The following is a 16399-nucleotide window of genomic DNA, read 5'->3' on the forward strand; positions in this document are numbered from 1 at the left end:
AGGGGTGGTGCTAATTAAGAAACAGATCGTTTTCCAGCTGAAGCGTGATCTTTGTGGCCTTCATGGGGCAAATCATAGATTGGACAGGTTTCTACACCAATGCTAGTGCGGGTGAATTTTTCCACATTTTCTTGAGCTTTTTTAGGATCGTTGACCCAAGTTTTGTAGAATTCAAAGGGACACTCCACAACACCCTTATCACCATCGCCACTAGCAAAGACACCGCTATAGCCTCGGTGCAACATCTTAAAGAGATGGTTGGTGCTTTGATCGTATTTTCTAGAATTGCGGATGGCGCTGATGGAGAGTTGTGCGTATTGGACTCCATTTTCCTCCTCACCACACTCGCCCAAAGTATGCCCATCAAAACCAATGAGACTAGAATGCCCAAAGTAGGTATAGACACCATCAAAACCTGCCGCATTGGCCACCGCGACATAAGACTGGTTTGCCCATGCCATAGCTTTTACCATGAGGATTTGTTGTTCTTTAGCTGGATACATGTAACCTTGACAGCGGACAATAAGCTCAGCGCCCCTCATCGCACAATCGCGCCAAATTTCAGGATAGTTCCCATCATCACAGATGATCAAAGAAACCTTCATTCCTTTAGGTCCATCTACTACATAGGTTTTATCCCCTGGATACCACGCTTCAATGGGGCACCAAGGCAGAATTTTGCGGTACTTTTGCACAATTTCACCCTTGTCATTGATCAAAACCAGCGTGTTGTAGGGATTTTTATGAGATTGTTCGTGTTTTTCACCTGTCAAAGAGAACACGCCCCAAACCTTGTTGGTTTTGCAAGCCATAGAAAAAATCTGTGTTTCCTCACCTGGAATCACAGCTGCGGTGTCAAACATCTCTTGTCTATCATACATGATGCCGTGTGTGCTGTATTCAGGGAAAATGACCAAATCAAGACCGGGTAAACCTTGCTTCATCCCTTGAATCATTTTTGCGATGTTATGGCAATTTTCTAGCACCTCTGCTTTAGTGTGCAGTCTAGGCATTTTGTAATTTACAACTCCCAGTTTTTTAGGGTTAAACCCTAGAGAGATTTTATAACAAATAGTTAAACGATTAAACAACAAGAAAAAAATATGACTCTCTTTAAAAGAGTGGTTAAAAATCTCTTGCATATGGGGGTAATGAGGTTTATTTTAAGAGTCTCAAAAGGCTATTTAGCTACAATGCGAGGTTTTTGTTAAATTCCATAAGGGGGTCTGCTTGCTTAGGTTGCCTGCTTTTAATTCTCTCAAACTCTCTCAAAAATACTCCCTCTAGTCTAGTTTGTAGATTTTTTCGCCTCCCTTTTGCTCCATGCTCTTGTAGGGTTGTTTTAAAGTCTAACCTTTGTTGGTTACTGGTGTTTTCATTGTTAGGGTCTATGCCTTTGAGGCTTTAGAGCCAGTTAATCCTTCATTACAACAAGGACTAGTCAGACAGGCAAATCCGGGAATTTCTGAAAAATGCATAAACGGGCAACGGCTCTTTAATACTTTTCCTTCCATTCTAACACTCATGGCAGCCTCAGTTGGTTGTGCGCCACCAGATAACATCAAATTAAACCCCTATGTGCAAGAGGGGCTAATAGAACAAAGCCATCAACAAGATAAAAAAGCCTACCAATCTTTTCTAACCGCAAGTAAAGAGGGGGATTTATTTGGCACAGCGCTTTTAGGCACTTTATACTTAGATGGCAAGGGAGTACCAAAAAACATTGCAAGAGCAGAGACTTATTTTAACGAGGTGTTAAAAAGTCATGAGGCAAAAAAGGCGATGAAAGACTATGTAGAGTTTGTAAGTCTAGGTGGCACAGCGGGCACACATAGTAAGTATGGCTCAGTGATTTTAGCCACAATTACAGCGCGCTTAGGGCTTGCTCAAATCTATGCGTCTACAAATCCAAAAAAGGCGTTTAAAATATACAAATCTACTCTTGCATCTATGCAGTCTCATGCTCTTATACTTTATTTGCTTTTATTTGTGTCACTCCCCTTTGCTGGAGTCCTCTATGTCATTTTTAGTCCTCTCGTCCGCCGTACTGGCTTGCGCTTAAAATCTCTTCATGCCAATCAATTCGATCCCTATATAAGGGAGCTAATTGGCTTTGCTCTCTACAAGATAGGCATGGCCTATAAAGAGGGTCGTGGCGTGAAAGTCAAGCTTAAAAAGGCCACTGAGTTTCTTAAAAAAGCGGTGGATTTTGGGAATGACAAGGCTATAGAGGCTTTGCGAAGTTTGCAATAAAGGAAAGACATGAAAAATTATTGGTTAAAAAGATGGGCAGCGTATTTTGTTTTAATTTTGCTTGTAGGGATATCTTTAAGAGCAGGGGATGTTAGCACATTCATAGCAACAGAGAAGGCTAGCGCTCTTATACAAGAAGGAATGGCAGATCAGAGTCAAGGGCGGTATAAACAAGCCTACCAAGCCTACAAAGCAGCCCATGATAAAAAAGAGGACTTAGGCGCAGCGCTTTTAGCAACTTTACTATACCAAGGACTTGGGGTAAAGGCCGATCCTTTTGAGGCAAAAACTTTATTTGAGTCGGTTTTGCGTAACGGAAAGGATTATACGACCATACTTGTAGCGCATTTAGGGCTTGCTGGTATGATCTCAAAGGGCATAGGCATGAACAAAGACCCTAAAAAAGCACTGAAAATGTATCGGGCAATCCTGCTTAAAGATATCCACGCATCAGCCAGTGGGACAGTTCTAGCAGGAACTGCCCATGCTACTCAAGACGACCCTATATGGGGAACGGGAATATTGTTAGGAATGGGTTTGCTCAGCCTGCCCTTCTTTCACACCATTGATCTTAAACATCTCAATATATGAGCGTTCAATCAAGTCCCCATAAGAAAGCACTTTACAGGTATCACCCTTTATAGAATTGGCATGGCTTATAAAGAGGGCATTGGTATGAAAGTAAAACCCAAAAAGGCTATTAAGTTTCTTGAAAAGGCGGTGGAGTTTGGAAATGAGGAAGCAATGAAGCCTTTCAGAGTCTTTGCGCTCAAGGCACTAGCTGTAGTGAGCAACACAAAAGTGAAATTGAAAAAATCATTTTATTTTAAGGAGAGTCAAAAATGTTAAAAAGTGTTTTGCGTGTAGCGTTGGTAGGCGCGCTTTGTTTAGGTGGTGTACAGGCTAAAGGAGAGGGTGATCAGTATTTTTCAATGGGTAAAAAAGCTTTTGAACATAAAGATTACTATAAAGCTTTAGAGTATCTTCAAAAGGCTGCAGACATGGGAAATGTTGCGGCTTATTCCATGTTGGGAGGCATGTATTTTAATGGAGAGGGTGTGGGAAAAGATTATCAAAAAGCTCTGGAATACAGTCAAAAGGCTGCAAAAGCAGGCGTTGCTGAGGCTTATTTCAACTTGGGGGTGATGTATTATCAAGGGAAGGTGTAGTAATAGACTACCAGAAGGCTTTAGCATACTATAAAAAAGCAGCAGACATGGGAAATGCTGAGGCTTGTTACGATTTGGGGGTCATGTATGAGAAGGGAGAGGGTGTGGCAAAAGATCTGCAGAAGTCTGAGGAGTATTTCAAAAAGGCCTGTGAGCTAGGATATAAGAATGCGTGTGAATAATCTTTTATTTGTAGCGCCTTCTTTCAGGTGGAATTTGGAAATGAGGAAGCAATGAAGCTTTTAGAGTCTTTGCGCTCAAGACGCTAGCTGTAGTGAGCAACACAAAGGTAGGATTGAAAAAATCATTTCTTATTTTTGTGATACTCTACCCAGTGGTAACACACTCCCCAAAATCCTTTTAACAACCGCCAAGTTGGTATAAATTGGATAAATTAGCCCACAATCCTACCTAGCAACACTCCCTCTTTATAAGTGTGGCAAAGGACTTTATAATATCCCGGTGGGATTTTATCAAGTAAACTTTCATTAATTAAAATCTCCCCATCAATTTCTAAACCCCAGCGCCGATCCCTTGCTTTTAAAAACAGCCCATCTTCACTTAACCCCTCTACAATCACCTCTAAAGTCTGCCCCACAAGCCCTTGCATGGAGTTTTGTATTTGTTGCTCAATAAGGGGGTTAATTTGATCTAAGCGGGCACTAATATCCTCTTGGCTTAACTGGGGCCATTTATAAGCCGCTGTGTTTTCCTCAGCACTGAATGCAAAAAGATTAATGCGATCAAAACTAAAGCTTTGTAAAAAGTCTTGTAATTCCTCAATATCGCTACTATTTTCATGTGGGTGTCCTAGTAGTAGCGTGGTGCGTAAAATATCAGGGTTACTACAGATATCTCCATGTCTCATGTAATCTCCTTAAAGCTTATTAGAATTGCGCCGCATGGTTTTTAACATACGATCTGAAATGTGTTGGATAGGCATGTCAAAGTAATTAGCCTCTTTAAAAGAGTGGTTAAAAATCTCTTGCATATGGGGGTAATGAGGTTTATTTTAAGAGTCTCAAAAGGCTATTTAGCTACAATGCGAGGTTTTTGTTAAATTCCATAAGGGGGTCTGCTTGCTTAGGTTGCCTGCTTTTAATTCTCTCAAACTCTCTCAAAAATACTCCCTCTAGTCTAGTTTGTAGATTTTTTCGCCTCCCTTTTGCTCCATGCTCTTGTAGGGTTGTTTTAAAGTCTAACCTTTGTTGGTTACTGGTGTTTTCATTGTTAGGGTCTATGCCTTTGAGGCTTTAGAGCCAGTTAATCCTTCATTACAACAAGGACTAGTCAGACAGGCAAATCCGGGAATTTCTGAAAAATGCATAAACGGGCAACGGCTCTTTAATACTTTTCCTTCCATTCTAACACTCATGGCAGCCTCAGTTGGTTGTGCGCCACCAGATAACATCAAATTAAACCCCTATGTGCAAGAGGGGCTAATAGAACAAAGCCATCAACAAGATAAAAAAGCCTACCAATCTTTTCTAACCGCAAGTAAAGAGGGGGATTTATTTGGCACAGCGCTTTTAGGCACTTTATACTTAGATGGCAAGGGAGTACCAAAAAACATTGCAAGAGCAGAGACTTATTTTAACGAGGTGTTAAAAAGTCATGAGGCAAAAAAGGCGATGAAAGACTATGTAGAGTTTGTAAGTCTAGGTGGCACAGCGGGCACACATAGTAAGTATGGCTCAGTGATTTTAGCCACAATTACAGCGCGCTTAGGGCTTGCTCAAATCTATGCGTCTACAAATCCAAAAAAGGCGTTTAAAATATACAAATCTACTCTTGCATCTATGCAGTCTCATGCTCTTGTACTTTATTTGCTTTTATTTGTGTCACTCCCCTTTGCTGGAGTCCTCTATGTCATTTTTAGTCCTCTCGTCCGCCGTACTGGCTTGCGCTTAAAATCTCTTCATGCCAATCAATTCGATCCCTATATAAGGGAGCTAATTGGCTTTGCTCTCTACAAGATAGGCATGGCCTATAAAGAGGGTCGTGGCGTGAAAGTCAAGCTTAAAAAGGCCACTGAGTTTCTTAAAAAAGCGGTGGATTTTGGGAATGACAAGGCTATAGAGGCTTTGCGAAGTTTGCAATAAAGGAAAGACATGAAAAATTATTGGTTAAAAAGATGGGCAGCGTACTTTGTTTTAATTTTGCTTGTAGGGATATCTTTAAGAGCAGGGGATGTTAGCACATTCATAGCAACAGAGAAGGCTAGCGCTCTTGTACAAGAAGGAATGGCAGATCAGAGTCAAGGGCGGTATAAACAAGCCTACCAAGCCTACAAAGCAGCCCATGATAAAAAAGAGGACTTAGGCGCAGCGCTTTTAGCAACTTTACTATACCAAGGACTTGGGGTAAAGGCCGATCCTTTTGAGGCAAAAACTTTATTTGAGTCGGTTTTGCGTAACGGAAAGGATTATACGACCATACTTGTAGCGCATTTAGGGCTTGCTGGTATGATCTCAAAGGGCATAGGCATGAACAAAGACCCTAAAAAAGCACTGAAAATGTATCGGGCAATCCTGCTTAAAGATATCCACGCATCAGCCAGTGGGACAGTTCTAGCAGGAACTGCCCATGCTACTCAAGACGACCCTATATGGGGAACGGGAATATTGTTAGGAATGGGTTTGCTCAGCCTGCCCTTCTTTCACACCATTGATCTTAAACATCTCAATGTACGAGCGTTCAATCAAGTCCCCATAAGAAAGCACTTTACAGGTATCACCCTTTATAGAATTGGCATGGCTTATAAAGAGGGCATTGGTACGAAAGTAAAACCCAAAAAGGCTATTAAGTTTCTTGAAAAGGCGGTGGAGTTTGGAAATGAGGAAGCAATGAAGCCTTTCAGAGTCTTTGCGCTCAAGGCACTAGCTGTAGTGAGCAACACAAAAGTGAAATTGAAAAAATCATTTTATTTTAAGGAGAGTCAAAAATGTTAAAAAGTGTTTTGCGTGTAGCGTTGGTAGGCGCGCTTTGTTTAGGTGGTGTACAGGCTAAAGGAGAGGGTGATCAGTATTTTTCAATGGGTAAAAAAGCTTTTGAACATAAAGATTACTATAAAGCTTTAGAGTATCTTCAAAAGGCTGCAGACATGGGAAATGTTGCGGCTTATTCCATGTTGGGAGGCATGTATTTTAATGGAGAGGGTGTGGGAAAAGATTATCAAAAAGCTCTGGAATACAGTCAAAAGGCTGCAAAAGCAGGCGTTGCTGAGGCTTATTTCAACTTGGGGGTGATGTATTATCAAGGGAAGGTGTAGTAATAGACTACCAGAAGGCTTTAGCATACTATAAAAAAGCAGCAGACATGGGAAATGCTGAGGCTTGTTACGATTTGGGGGTCATGTATGAGAAGGGAGAGGGTGTGGCAAAAGATCTGCAGAAGTCTGAGGAGTATTTCAAAAAGGCCTGTGAGCTAGGATATAAGAATGCGTGTGAATAATCTTTTATTTGTAGCGCCTTCTTTCAGGTGGAATTTGGAAATGAGGAAGCAATGAAGCTTTTAGAGTCTTTGCGCTCAAGACGCTAGCTGTAGTGAGCAACACAAAGGTAGGATTGAAAAAATCATTTCTTATTTTTGTGATACTCTACCCAGTGGTAACACACTCCCCAAAATCCTTTTAACAACCGCCAAGTTGGTATAAATTGGATAAATTAGCCCACAATCCTACCTAGCAACACTCCCTCTTTATAAGTGTGGCAAAGGACTTTATAATATCCCGGTGGGATTTTATCAAGTAAACTTTCATTAATTAAAATCTCCCCATCAATTTCTAAACCCCAGCGCCGATCCCTTGCTTTTAAAAACAGCCCATCTTCACTTAACCCCTCTACAATCACCTCTAAAGTCTGCCCCACAAGCCCTTGCATGGAGTTTTGTACTTGTTGCTCAATAAGGGGGTTAATTTGATCTAAGCGGGCACTAATATCCTCTTGGCTTAACTGGGGCCATTTATAAGCCGCTGTGTTTTCCTCAGCACTGAATGCAAAAAGATTAATGCGATCAAAACTAAAGCTTTGTAAAAAGTCTTGTAATTCCTCAATATCGCTACTATTTTCATGTGGGTGTCCTAGTAGTAGCGTGGTGCGTAAAAAGCGATTGGGGATAGCGTGCATGGCTTCTAACAGTTTGAGGTGATTAGCCTTATTAGAATTGCGCCGCATGGTTTTTAACATACGATCTGAAATGTGTTGGATAGGCATGTCAAAGTAATTAGCAAAGATAGGCGAGTTAGCAATACTCTCTATCAGCTCTAAAGTGGTGGAAGTAGGATAGAGATAAAAAATGCGCGCGCTTTTAATCATTTGCTGCGTGTCAATGGCTTTAATGAGTTTGATTAACCCGTCTTTAACATTTTGATCTAATAGATAAGAGCTAGAATCTTGGGCAATAAAGCTAATATCGCTAAACCCCTGTTTGGCTAAAATTTCTACTTCTTTTAAAATGCGCTCAATGCTCTTGCTTTGTAAACGCCCCTTAAAGCTAGGGATAGCACAAAAACTACAATTTTGATTACACCCCTCAGAGAGTTTAACATAAGCATGGACTTTTGAACCGGTGATTGTGCGTTTTTGCTCTCCAGCTAAAAAAACCCGCTTAGAAAATTGGCTTTGTTTGCTAGTTAAAAGCGCATCGATTCGATCATAATCGCCTACACCGGTAAAAATATCAATTTCGGGTAATTCTGCTGCTAATTGCTTTTTATAGCGCTCACTCAAACACCCACTAGCAACCACTAACGCCCCCTCTTTGCGTCCATTAATAGCCTCTAATAAAACGCGTACACTTTCCTCTTTAGCCGCTTGGATAAACCCGCAAGTATTAATGATGATCACATCAGCTAAGTTAATCTCTTGGGTGAGATCATAATTAGCTAGCCTACCTAACATCACCTCGCTATCAACCAAATTTTTAGAACAGCCCAGAGAAACTAAATACAGCTTAGGCACTAACCCTCCTGTGTGTCTACTTCCCAAAAGAAATCAATCCATGAAGTGGCTTCTTTAAGGATATAATCTGCTTTAAAAGACGCGCTTTTATGGGCAAAGAGTACCGCGCTTTTAAAATGCACCTGTGGGTACTGGCGCGTTAAAACTTCTAGTACGCCAATAAAGCTCTTCCCGCTATCTACAATTTCATCAACGATTAAAACTTCTTTATGTTGTGGTTTAATAAGCGGAATGTTTTCAATCTCTAAATTGCTTTGAGTGCGATCTAACCCATAAGAACTCGCATTAATGGCATAAATAGCCTTAATATCCCAATAAATCCCTAGAAAATGGGCTAAAGTCATGCCACCGCGTAAAATTGAAATGAGCGCTTGGGGTTTAAAATCTTGCTCTATTAATTTAGCTAAACTCACCACATCTTGTTTAAAATCCGGGTACGCATAATATAAACGCATGGCTTTCCTTAGTAGTACTCTTGCATGAACGCTTTAATCGCCACACCCTCAAAACTCTTATGCAATTTTAAATCCACTAAAGTTTGCTCTAAAGCATTTAGCACCCAAGCAATCTGATAGATCTCTATTAATCCCATATGATTAATGCGCAAAAGACAAGTTTTAAGGTGATCTTGTCCTCCGGCAACCTGCACACCATAGCAATTTAATAAATGTTTTTTAATTTTAGAAGCCTCGCGCTCGTAAATAGTTGCCATGCTTAAGGCGGGCACTTTAGGATAGATTTGTAAATGCAAGGCTTCTAAGGCTTTTTGAGTGGCTAGAGCGCGCTTTTTAGTGGCGTTATAAAGGGCGCTCAATCCGCCTAGTTGTTCTACGCATTTAAAATAAGTTTGTAAGGCTAGGATATGAGAAATGCCGGCTGTAAAAGCGGTGGTGTTTTTTTGCTGGTTTTTCAATTCTAAAGACAAATTAAAATAATAATCGCGATCTTCTAGTTTAGAGATTGCAAGCGCGCTAAGCCCTAGAATGCTCAGCCCAACAGGGCACATGAAAGCCTTTTGGCTACCCCCAATTAAAACATCAACACAACTCACATCTAAGGCTTCTACCCCTAAAGCTGTAATGGCATCTACAATGATCAAAATTTCAGGGTTATGGGCTTTGATTACTCTACAAATACCCTCAAAATCTAGCCTTAACCCCCCTGAGGAGTCACATACCTGCAAAGCAACAGCTTTAAGATCAGAATTTTTATTAAGCACTTCTTGTACCTGTTTAGGGCTAATGGGTTCATTCCATGCATTTTTAATTTCTATGGCATTTAGGCTATGGGCTTTAGCAATTTGGGTAAAACGCGTACCAAATTTACCATTATTTAGTACCAATAAAGCGGGCTGGTTACTGGGTTTGACAAACTGCACTAAGGCTGCTTGCATGCCACCTGTACCACTACTCACTAAAGTGAGCACTTCAGGCAAACCAATCATTTCTTTTAAATGCGCCCTAACCTGTGCGAAAATAGCTTCAAATTCGGCTGTGCGGTGGTGGATAATGGGTTGGCTTAAAGTGGTGGCAATGCTGGGGTGAATAAGAGTTGGTCCGGGGGTGAAGAGTAGGGGTTGCATTTATCCTCTTTAAGATTTTAGTGTGAGTATAACACAGCTTATTAGTTTTAATGTATAATGCTTAGATGTGCATGCGTGTATGGCTTGCTTTAGTGCTGTGTGGGTTTTTAAATTTGCTTTCTTGTATTCCCTCTTCTTTACAGGCTATTCAAGAGAGTGTACAGCAAATGGCAATCCACTATGTGATTGTGCTAAAAGATATTGTTGCGCTTAATGAGCAACTTGATAGGGCTGTTATGACCCTGCGCGCTAGAGGAGGAGATCAGATAGAGGCTAGCCATGCCGCGCTTTTACTTAGGGAGAGCATTACCCTTTATCAAGTTTTACAAGATTATTACACCAAAGACGCCACCACTTTTGACTACATGGAAGGGATTTTACAAGCCTATATTTCTATTAAAGAGGATGCTTCTAAAAGCATGCAACTAGTTTCTCTCATACCCTCACTAGATCACTTATTAGATCAAATCACCAACCAGTTACAGGTAATGGCCACACTAGAACATAAGATTTCAAGGTTAATGGAGCGGTGATCTTAGTAGGAAAATCCTAAAACGGGGGTATTTTCTGTACTCATGCCTGTCCTTTAAAATCTAGTAGGTGGTTTAAATAATAGTTAAATTGTTTTTTACGCGCCTTAATCTCAGCTGGAATTCCTTGCTCTAGATCAGAGATGAGGGCTTGGAGTTGATCTAAAATATGCACTATTTTTTCTTGAATGGGAAGGATAAAAAATTACAAGCACCTCAAAGAGCCCTTACGGGGTTTTTAAAAGTTCCTAACGGGTGTATCCTTTAAAAAACTTGAAAAGAGTGCAGATAAACACGCGGCTAAAGCTTACTTTGAGAGTGAGAGGGGCAGAGAGTTAAGCGACCATGAGGTGATCAATGCAATATGGACTTTTTTAAAGGATTTCTTAGAACAACAGCCCTAACCCCCCGTTAAAGCGCTCAAAGGGTCTAATACACGGATGATTTTTTCTTGAATGGGTAAAGGGGGGAGGGGGATAGGGAAATTTGCACATCTCTTAATCCAATGGCGTTCATGTTGGGTTGGGTTAAAACGAATACATTGCATAGCGTAAAAAACAAACTTGAAATTAATCTGAACAGGTTTTTTCAGTGTTAAAATTTTTATGGCTGAGGATTTTACCTTAAATGCAAAATCAACCCAATGAAAAGAGGTAGTGAAGTCATCAAAAATAATACATGGTCGTTCTGGTGTTGCCAGATAAACCCCTTGTGTTTCATTGGTATAGCCTAGTATAAAAGTTTGCCCCGCTGTTAAAACTGGGGTTTTATGAGCATTGTCGTAATTTGTAGAGTTAACAATGTATTTTGTAGGTTGTTCATAGTCTAACACCTCCCCCAATCTCACCCACTCCACCCTAAAACTCTCTTTGAGTAGAGGGTGTTTAATAAGGCTTGAAAAGGGATTAAACGCCTCTTGAAGTACTGGGTCTTGTTAATCCCTGTGCGTTTATAAATCCAATCATCGCTGGTATCTAAGAAACTCTCAAAAACATGATTGGGGATTCATTTTTAATTAAGCAAAGTACGCCCAGTTTGCGCGCCTCTGGCATAAAATCTTTAAGCGTAAAAGTAATTATTTTGGCTTAAACTAAACCAACTCTTTTTTGCGTACTTCTTTAATGCGCGCTGCCTTGCCTTTTCTGTGGCGCAAATAGTAAAGTTTAGCCCGGCGTACACGCCCTACCCGTAAAACTTCAATACTCACCAAACTTGCCGCATATAAGGGAAAAATCCTCTCTACGCCCACACCATTCGCGCCAATTTTACGGACACAAAAGGTTTTACCCACTCCAGAGCCGCGCAAACTAATGCACACTCCCTCAAAATTCTGGGTACGCATTTTATCGCCTTCTTGGATACGAATCCCTAATTTTAGCGTGTCTCCTGCTTTAAACCTGGGGGGTTCTACTTTAATCTGCGCATCTTCAAAGGATTTTAGATAGCGGTTTTTCATGGGGTTAACCTTTCTTGTGTTGTTGAGAGAAACATTGCAAAGACTTATCTAAGTGGTAGAGAGACGGATAATAATATTGAGTCCGCTTGATAGATAAATCACGCATAACCGACGCTATTTTAGCATGGTTTCCCTTTGAATACTCTGAAATCGTGGGTAACTGCGTACAACTGGGGGCATTGGTGGGTAATTTATAGGTGTTAGCAAAGTTGGGGGCTTCTAATAGATTATTTTCAAAACTTTCTTTTTCTAAAGAAGCGCTATTACCTAAAGTCCCCTCTAGTAGCCGGGCTACACTATCACAGATACAAAGGGCAGCTAATTCCCCCCCAGTGAGTACAAAATCGCCCACACTGAGCACCTCATCGGCATGTCTTTCAACCAAGCGCTCATCAAATCCATCATAACGCCCACACACTAGCACCAAATGCGCATAATTAGCTAATCTTTTAGCATCTTGTTGGTTATAAGGTTTGCCCACAGGGCTTAAAAAGATCACATGCCCACTATCTACACTCTTAAGGGCATTTTCAACCATGTAAGGGTCTAAAATCTGCCCCGCACCCCCGCTCACTAAAGGAAAATCAGCGCGCTTAAATTTATGAGGAGAAAAAGAGCGCATATTGATAATCTCTAGGCTAAAAATGGCGCGCTCCAAAGCCCGTTTTAAAATAGAATCCTCAAAATAAAAAGAAAGCAATTTGGGAAAAAGGGTGAGTAAACTAAAATGCATTAGCTTTCTTCTAAAAGCCCTTTGCTATCTTGTGTATAAATGCGCTGTGTGGATAAATCTACTCGCAAAATATAGCGCGCAATATAAGGAATTAAAAAACTCTTATTAGAACTTTGTACGCGTAAATAAGCCATAGAGGCTAGATCATCTACACTAACCACCCGCCCTAAAATAGTGCCCTCTTCTTCAATCTCTAATCCAATTAGTTGGGAGTATAAAAACTCCCCTTCTGCTAAATGGCAATACTTTAGGGTTTCTTTTTCACTCATAGCTAAAGTATAACCCGTTAAAGTTTTGGCAAGCTCTGGAGTTTCTAGCCCTTCAAAAAAGATCAGTGAGGGTTTAGCGATATATTGCTTAATGCTAAGAGAACGAGGTGAGCCAATGTGATAGGCATAAACCTGCGCGCCTTTTTGTAAACACTCCAAACAATTCCCTTTTAAAAAAAGTTTAAGACCACCCAAAAGCCCCACACAGCGCCCAATCACACCCACTACTAATAAATCCTCTATTCTCATGATATATAAGGGTTTTCAGAAGCTAGAACAATGATCTTATAGCTTAGCCCGTCTTTTACCTTCACCCCTGAGATAAAAGTTCTAAGAGCACTAACCATTTTTCCATCTTTGCCAATCACGCGTCCCATGTCCATAGGATTGGTGTAGATTAAAATTTCTTTGATTTGTCCTTGCAACCTAGATTGTACTTGTAAAACCTGAGGGTAGGCGACGATCTTTTTACAATACGCCTCTACAAATTTTTCAACACAAAACCCCTCTTTTTCCTCCCCGCTGGGGTTTTGCTCACTAAAGTGCTCCATTTGCTAAATAGCCTAATTTATCCTTTAGAGAGTTTCTCTACTCGCTCACTCATTTTAGCCCCTACACCTTTCCAATAATCTAATCTTTCATGATTGATTTGTACCACTTTGGGATTACTCAAAGGGTTATAATACCCAATAGATTCAATCCAACCCCCATCGCGGCGCTTTCTAGAATCTGTTACAACAACCCGATAAAAAGGTTTTTTCCTCCGCCCAATCCGTGTAAGCCTAACAACCGTCATGTTTATCCTTTATCAGTTTCTGCGAAACTTTTATTGTAGTACTTTTTTCTAAAAACAAGCTTCAGCCCTAGCCACCAAAATACACCAAAGCAGAACCCCAAGTTAATCCACCCCCAAAGGCATCTAATAACATTAAATCGCCCTTTTTAAGTTTGCCCTGCTCGTAAATTTCATTCATAGCCATAGGAATACTGGCCGCTGAGGTGTTGCCATACTTTTGCACGGTTAAAATCACCTGTTCCTCCTTGAAAGCTAATTGGTTTTGCACAGCCTGAATAATGCGTAAATTAGCCTGATGGGGGATAAAGTAGGTAATATCTTGTGGCTGCAAATGATTAGCCTTTAAAATATCCTCCACATCTTTAAGCAAAGTTTTAATCGCCATTTTAAAAACCCCATTGCCATTCATGTGCAGGGTTTGGCTTTGTTCTTGGCTGGTGATAAAAGTGCTTGGCTTAAGCGATCTAGGGGTATAAAGATAATCTGCATAGCGCCCATCTGCAGCAATTTTGACATCTAAAATACGCTCTTGTGGATCTTCTGTAGCAGAAATCACACACGCCCCCGCTCCATCTCCAAAGAGTACGCAGGTACTGCGATCTGTAAAATCTAGTACGCTGCTACACTTCTCTGCCCCTACGATTAAAACATGGCAATACATGCCGCTTTCTACAAAGGCTTTAGCTGTGGCTAAAAGATAGATAAACCCGCTACAAGCAGCGATAATATCCATGCTAGGGGTGTTCTCTAGCCCTAATTTAGCGCTTAAACTACAGGCTGTAGAAGGCATTGCCACATGATCAGGGCTAAGAGTGCCTACCAAAACTAGATCAATATCTTTTAGCTCTAAACCGGAACGCTCAATAGCCAGCTGTGCAGCTTTTAAACCTAGATCGCTACTCTTTTGATCAGGTGTGGCAAAATAACGGGTTTTAATCCCTGTGCGTTTATAAATCCAATCATCGCTGGTATCTAAGAAACTCTCAAAAACATGATTGGGGATACATTTTTCTGGCACATAAGCAGCGACAGATCGCAACATCGCATAGGGCATGCTCTTCCTTTCCCTAAAAACTCAAGCGGAAGGGTCTTGTGTCGTAGAACCCTCATTTTTTTTATGATCAAATGCCAGCGCTATTTTTTCAGCTACGCCACTCTCTTTAGCTTTAATTGCCTGATAAATCGCGCATTCAACAGCCCTAGCATTGCTTTTACCATGGCTAATGATCACGACTTTATTCACACCCAAAAGAGGCGCGCCCCCGTATTCGGCATAATCGGTTTTTTGTTTGAGTAGGCTAAAGGCATCTTTTAATAAAAACGCCCCCATTTTAGCGCCAAAACTTCCCTTAATGGTGTTTTTAAAAATACCAGCAATGGCACTAGCAACGCCCTCTGTAGTCTTTAATAACACATTACCCACAAAACCATCACACACCACAACATCTACACTATTAACAAAAATATCACTGCCCTCAACATTGCCCTTAAAAATAGGCGGGCTATCTTTATCCACACAAAAAAGAGGGTATTCTTTAATCAGTTTAAAGGCTTCTTTAGTGATGAGATTGCCCTTACTATCTTCCTCTCCATTAGATAAAAGCCCTACTGTGGGGTTTTCATAACCAAGTACATTCTTGGCGTACTCATAGCCCAAGATTGCAAAATCTAAAAGATATTCTGCCTTACAATCCGTGTTAGCCCCCACATCTAGGCATAAACTAGGACGCTGACCAACTGAGGGCATTAAAGTACAAAGTGCCGGACGGCTCACGCCCTTAATGCGCCCTAGTCTAAGCGTGGCTAGCCCCATAGTAGCCCCACTATGCCCGGCAGAAACTAACGCATCAGCTCCGTTATTCTTTAAAATTTCCATGCCCACAAAGATAGAAGACTCTTTGCGCTTGAGTGCATCGGTGGCTTGCTCGTCCATGCGGATATAATCCGTGCAGTCAATGATTTCTACCTTAGAAACTAAATCCTTAGAGATGAAAGCCTTAGCCTTTTTAGCATCTCCAACTAGCACCGGTTTAAAGACTTGGGTACTTAGTGCCTTAGAAACCCCCTCAATAATGGGCAAAACTCCCAGGTCTGCTCCCATCATATCAACGACAATTTTCATCGCGACTTATTTATAATTGCCCGTAAACTGGTTGAGAAAATGGGGTAGTTTCCAGCTCCCATCCTCACCTTTAACAGGCATTGCTAACTTTGCGGTGTAATGGGTGCGTCTTTTTTTTGCTCTAGTTCTGCTCACGCGTCTATCAGGAACGGCCATGTTTATCCTTTGTTTTAATCTAAGTAATGGTAATCAGCTTGGATGGACTGCACTTCTGAGTACAACACATCGGCTATATCAATCATGCCATCAAAACTCTCAATGACATCTAGGGCATCTATGCCCGCTTCATTCCCCTCTTTAGGATCAAAGATCCCATCACAGATAAAGACTTTCAAATCTTGTAAAATCTCCTTAAAGAAAGGTTTAGCACTTCTGGCACACTCCACTTGTATTCTCCCTTGCAAATGCCCCTCTAGCAAAAAAAGATTGGAACTAATTCTTTTAACCCCACCTTCTAAGCGTATTCCCTCATGTTCGTAGGCAATAGGGCTAGAAGAATAACCTATTTTTTGCATTTTCAGACGCATT

25 protein-coding genes and 1 pseudogene are annotated in these 16399 nt (G+C 41.0%); 10 read left to right on the plus strand and 16 right to left on the minus strand.

Annotated features, from left to right (window positions below; genetic code table 11):
- Positions 1 to 14: 14 nt before the first annotated feature.
- Entirely contained in the window at positions 15 to 1013 is a 999-nt protein-coding gene (locus tag OO773_RS02950; RefSeq protein WP_264828747.1) for an aliphatic amidase, read from the minus strand.
- Positions 1014 to 1356: 343 nt separating this feature from the next.
- Between OO773_RS02950 and OO773_RS02955 the strand changes: the two genes are divergently transcribed.
- From OO773_RS02955 to OO773_RS02975, 5 genes are read left to right on the plus strand one after another with little or no spacing between them, the layout of a single operon-like run.
- Complete coding sequence (locus OO773_RS02955; protein WP_264828670.1) at positions 1357 to 2253, plus strand: SEL1-like repeat protein; 897 nt, start codon at positions 1357 to 1359, stop codon at positions 2251 to 2253.
- Positions 2254 to 2262: 9 nt separating this feature from the next.
- Positions 2263 to 2844, plus strand: coding sequence for an SEL1-like repeat protein (locus OO773_RS02960; RefSeq protein WP_264828672.1), 582 nt, complete (start codon positions 2263 to 2265; stop codon positions 2842 to 2844).
- 60 nt (positions 2845 to 2904) lie between these two features.
- Positions 2905 to 3102, plus strand: a complete 198-nt coding sequence (locus OO773_RS02965) for a hypothetical protein (protein ID WP_264828674.1) — start codon at positions 2905 to 2907, stop codon at positions 3100 to 3102.
- Positions 3096 to 3422, plus strand: coding sequence for a tetratricopeptide repeat protein (locus OO773_RS02970; RefSeq protein WP_232088017.1), 327 nt, complete (start codon positions 3096 to 3098; stop codon positions 3420 to 3422). The genes OO773_RS02965 and OO773_RS02970 overlap by 7 nt, the downstream gene beginning before the upstream one ends.
- 47 nt (positions 3423 to 3469) lie before the next feature.
- Positions 3470 to 3604, plus strand: coding sequence for an SEL1-like repeat protein (locus OO773_RS02975; RefSeq protein ID WP_141557738.1), 135 nt, complete (start codon positions 3470 to 3472; stop codon positions 3602 to 3604).
- A gap of 212 nt (positions 3605 to 3816) precedes the next feature.
- Here the strand turns inward: OO773_RS02975 and OO773_RS02980 are convergent, their stop codons facing one another.
- Complete coding sequence (locus OO773_RS02980; protein ID WP_264828675.1) at positions 3817 to 4290, minus strand: hypothetical protein; 474 nt, start codon at positions 4288 to 4290, stop codon at positions 3817 to 3819.
- Between the two features lie 337 nt (positions 4291 to 4627).
- Between OO773_RS02980 and OO773_RS02985 the strand changes: the two genes are divergently transcribed.
- The 4 genes from OO773_RS02985 to OO773_RS03000 are packed head-to-tail and all read left to right on the plus strand — an operon-like array spanning position 4628 to position 6875.
- Positions 4628 to 5524, plus strand: coding sequence for an SEL1-like repeat protein (locus OO773_RS02985; protein ID WP_040499242.1), 897 nt, complete (start codon positions 4628 to 4630; stop codon positions 5522 to 5524).
- A 9-nt stretch (positions 5525 to 5533) separates the two neighbouring features.
- Positions 5534 to 6373, plus strand: coding sequence for an SEL1-like repeat protein (locus tag OO773_RS02990; protein ID WP_040499241.1), 840 nt, complete (start codon positions 5534 to 5536; stop codon positions 6371 to 6373).
- On the plus strand, positions 6367 to 6693 hold the full coding sequence (locus OO773_RS02995; protein ID WP_232088017.1) for a tetratricopeptide repeat protein: 327 nt from the start codon (positions 6367 to 6369) through the stop codon (positions 6691 to 6693). Before OO773_RS02990 ends, OO773_RS02995 begins: the two co-directional genes overlap by 7 nt.
- Before the next feature lie 47 nt (positions 6694 to 6740).
- Positions 6741 to 6875: an SEL1-like repeat protein gene (locus tag OO773_RS03000; protein ID WP_141557738.1), complete on the plus strand. Its 135-nt coding sequence runs from the start codon at positions 6741 to 6743 to the stop codon at positions 6873 to 6875.
- Positions 6876 to 7087: 212 nt separating this feature from the next.
- Here the strand turns inward: OO773_RS03000 and OO773_RS03005 are convergent, their stop codons facing one another.
- Genes OO773_RS03005 through OO773_RS03015 form a run of 3 tightly spaced genes read right to left on the minus strand, consistent with a single transcriptional unit; the run spans position 7088 to position 9965 of the window.
- A complete protein-coding gene (locus tag OO773_RS03005) occupies positions 7088 to 8323 on the minus strand; it encodes a MiaB/RimO family radical SAM methylthiotransferase (protein WP_232087283.1) in 1236 nt (411 codons plus the stop codon).
- Between the two features lie 59 nt (positions 8324 to 8382).
- Positions 8383 to 8838, minus strand: coding sequence for a phosphoribosyltransferase (locus tag OO773_RS03010; protein WP_006564659.1), 456 nt, complete (start codon positions 8836 to 8838; stop codon positions 8383 to 8385).
- 8 nt (positions 8839 to 8846) lie between these two features.
- Positions 8847 to 9965: a pyridoxal-phosphate-dependent aminotransferase family protein gene (locus tag OO773_RS03015; protein ID WP_264828676.1), complete on the minus strand. Its 1119-nt coding sequence runs from the start codon at positions 9963 to 9965 to the stop codon at positions 8847 to 8849.
- A 71-nt stretch (positions 9966 to 10036) separates the two neighbouring features.
- On the opposite strand from OO773_RS03015, the gene OO773_RS03020 reads away from it, so the two are divergent.
- Complete coding sequence (locus OO773_RS03020; RefSeq protein ID WP_050780220.1) at positions 10037 to 10498, plus strand: hypothetical protein; 462 nt, start codon at positions 10037 to 10039, stop codon at positions 10496 to 10498.
- 40 nt (positions 10499 to 10538) lie between these two features.
- On the opposite strand, the pseudogene OO773_RS03025 reads toward OO773_RS03020, so the two are convergent.
- From OO773_RS03025 to OO773_RS03075, 11 genes and pseudogenes are all read right to left on the minus strand, one after another.
- Positions 10539 to 10691, minus strand: a pseudogene (locus tag OO773_RS03025) (restriction endonuclease subunit S); the annotation flags it as partial.
- 204 nt (positions 10692 to 10895) lie between these two features.
- On the minus strand, positions 10896 to 11351 hold the full coding sequence (locus tag OO773_RS03030) for a restriction endonuclease subunit S (protein ID WP_264828677.1): 456 nt from the start codon (positions 11349 to 11351) through the stop codon (positions 10896 to 10898).
- A 234-nt stretch (positions 11352 to 11585) separates the two neighbouring features.
- Positions 11586 to 11951: a 50S ribosomal protein L19 gene (gene rplS, locus OO773_RS03035; protein ID WP_034375384.1), complete on the minus strand. Its 366-nt coding sequence runs from the start codon at positions 11949 to 11951 to the stop codon at positions 11586 to 11588.
- Between the two features lie 4 nt (positions 11952 to 11955).
- The gene (trmD, locus tag OO773_RS03040; protein WP_040499240.1) at positions 11956 to 12684 is read right to left on the minus strand and encodes a tRNA (guanosine(37)-N1)-methyltransferase TrmD; all 729 of its coding nucleotides are present in this window, start codon (positions 12682 to 12684) and stop codon (positions 11956 to 11958) included.
- Complete coding sequence (gene rimM / locus OO773_RS03045; protein ID WP_006564654.1) at positions 12684 to 13202, minus strand: ribosome maturation factor RimM; 519 nt, start codon at positions 13200 to 13202, stop codon at positions 12684 to 12686. Before rimM ends, trmD begins: the two co-directional genes overlap by 1 nt.
- Positions 13199 to 13504: a KH domain-containing protein gene (locus tag OO773_RS03050; RefSeq protein ID WP_006565043.1), complete on the minus strand. Its 306-nt coding sequence runs from the start codon at positions 13502 to 13504 to the stop codon at positions 13199 to 13201. Before OO773_RS03050 ends, rimM begins: the two co-directional genes overlap by 4 nt.
- A gap of 17 nt (positions 13505 to 13521) precedes the next feature.
- Positions 13522 to 13749: a 30S ribosomal protein S16 gene (rpsP, locus tag OO773_RS03055; protein WP_040499239.1), complete on the minus strand. Its 228-nt coding sequence runs from the start codon at positions 13747 to 13749 to the stop codon at positions 13522 to 13524.
- 67 nt (positions 13750 to 13816) lie between these two features.
- Positions 13817 to 14803: a beta-ketoacyl-ACP synthase III gene (locus OO773_RS03060; protein WP_176485252.1), complete on the minus strand. Its 987-nt coding sequence runs from the start codon at positions 14801 to 14803 to the stop codon at positions 13817 to 13819.
- Positions 14804 to 14824: 21 nt separating this feature from the next.
- Positions 14825 to 15871: a phosphate acyltransferase PlsX gene (gene plsX, locus OO773_RS03065; protein WP_006565041.1), complete on the minus strand. Its 1047-nt coding sequence runs from the start codon at positions 15869 to 15871 to the stop codon at positions 14825 to 14827.
- A gap of 6 nt (positions 15872 to 15877) precedes the next feature.
- Positions 15878 to 16027 (minus strand): 50S ribosomal protein L32, encoded by a 150-nt coding sequence (rpmF, locus tag OO773_RS03070; RefSeq protein WP_006564649.1) that lies wholly within the window; start codon positions 16025 to 16027, stop codon positions 15878 to 15880.
- A gap of 14 nt (positions 16028 to 16041) precedes the next feature.
- Positions 16042 to 16386: a DUF177 domain-containing protein gene (locus OO773_RS03075; protein ID WP_257615051.1), complete on the minus strand. Its 345-nt coding sequence runs from the start codon at positions 16384 to 16386 to the stop codon at positions 16042 to 16044.
- Between the last annotated feature and the right edge of the window lie 13 nt (positions 16387 to 16399).

Source organism: Helicobacter suis HS1 (assembly GCF_026000295.1).
In the GTDB taxonomy this organism is placed as follows: Bacteria; Campylobacterota; Campylobacteria; order Campylobacterales; family Helicobacteraceae; genus Helicobacter; species Helicobacter suis.

Excerpts from the sequence above, each read along its gene's own strand:
- trmD (WP_040499240.1), bottom strand. The coding sequence starts at position 12,684 with ATGCATTTTAGTTTACTCACCCTTTTTCCCAAATTGCTTTCTTTTTAT.
- plsX (WP_006565041.1), bottom strand. The coding sequence starts at position 15,871 with ATGAAAATTGTCGTTGATATGATGGGAGCAGACCTGGGAGTTTTGCCC.
- OO773_RS03005 (WP_232087283.1), bottom strand. The coding sequence starts at position 8,323 with ATGTTAGGTAGGCTAGCTAATTATGATCTCACCCAAGAGATTAACTTA.
- OO773_RS02975 (WP_141557738.1), top strand. The coding sequence starts at position 3,470 with ATGGGAAATGCTGAGGCTTGTTACGATTTGGGGGTCATGTATGAGAAG.
- OO773_RS03020 (WP_050780220.1), top strand. The coding sequence starts at position 10,037 with ATGCGTGTATGGCTTGCTTTAGTGCTGTGTGGGTTTTTAAATTTGCTT.
- OO773_RS02950 (WP_264828747.1), bottom strand. The coding sequence starts at position 1,013 with ATGCCTAGACTGCACACTAAAGCAGAGGTGCTAGAAAATTGCCATAAC.
- OO773_RS02995 (WP_232088017.1), top strand. The coding sequence starts at position 6,367 with ATGTTAAAAAGTGTTTTGCGTGTAGCGTTGGTAGGCGCGCTTTGTTTA.
- OO773_RS03050 (WP_006565043.1), bottom strand. The coding sequence starts at position 13,504 with ATGGAGCACTTTAGTGAGCAAAACCCCAGCGGGGAGGAAAAAGAGGGG.
- rpmF (WP_006564649.1), bottom strand. The coding sequence starts at position 16,027 with ATGGCCGTTCCTGATAGACGCGTGAGCAGAACTAGAGCAAAAAAAAGA.
- OO773_RS02970 (WP_232088017.1), top strand. The coding sequence starts at position 3,096 with ATGTTAAAAAGTGTTTTGCGTGTAGCGTTGGTAGGCGCGCTTTGTTTA.
- OO773_RS03000 (WP_141557738.1), top strand. The coding sequence starts at position 6,741 with ATGGGAAATGCTGAGGCTTGTTACGATTTGGGGGTCATGTATGAGAAG.
- OO773_RS03075 (WP_257615051.1), bottom strand. The coding sequence starts at position 16,386 with ATGCAAAAAATAGGTTATTCTTCTAGCCCTATTGCCTACGAACATGAG.
- OO773_RS02965 (WP_264828674.1), top strand. The coding sequence starts at position 2,905 with ATGGCTTATAAAGAGGGCATTGGTATGAAAGTAAAACCCAAAAAGGCT.
- OO773_RS02960 (WP_264828672.1), top strand. The coding sequence starts at position 2,263 with ATGAAAAATTATTGGTTAAAAAGATGGGCAGCGTATTTTGTTTTAATT.
- OO773_RS02990 (WP_040499241.1), top strand. The coding sequence starts at position 5,534 with ATGAAAAATTATTGGTTAAAAAGATGGGCAGCGTACTTTGTTTTAATT.
- rplS (WP_034375384.1), bottom strand. The coding sequence starts at position 11,951 with ATGAAAAACCGCTATCTAAAATCCTTTGAAGATGCGCAGATTAAAGTA.
- OO773_RS02980 (WP_264828675.1), bottom strand. The coding sequence starts at position 4,290 with ATGAGACATGGAGATATCTGTAGTAACCCTGATATTTTACGCACCACG.
- OO773_RS03060 (WP_176485252.1), bottom strand. The coding sequence starts at position 14,803 with ATGCCCTATGCGATGTTGCGATCTGTCGCTGCTTATGTGCCAGAAAAA.
- rimM (WP_006564654.1), bottom strand. The coding sequence starts at position 13,202 with ATGAGAATAGAGGATTTATTAGTAGTGGGTGTGATTGGGCGCTGTGTG.
- rpsP (WP_040499239.1), bottom strand. The coding sequence starts at position 13,749 with ATGACGGTTGTTAGGCTTACACGGATTGGGCGGAGGAAAAAACCTTTT.
- OO773_RS03010 (WP_006564659.1), bottom strand. The coding sequence starts at position 8,838 with ATGCGTTTATATTATGCGTACCCGGATTTTAAACAAGATGTGGTGAGT.
- OO773_RS03015 (WP_264828676.1), bottom strand. The coding sequence starts at position 9,965 with ATGCAACCCCTACTCTTCACCCCCGGACCAACTCTTATTCACCCCAGC.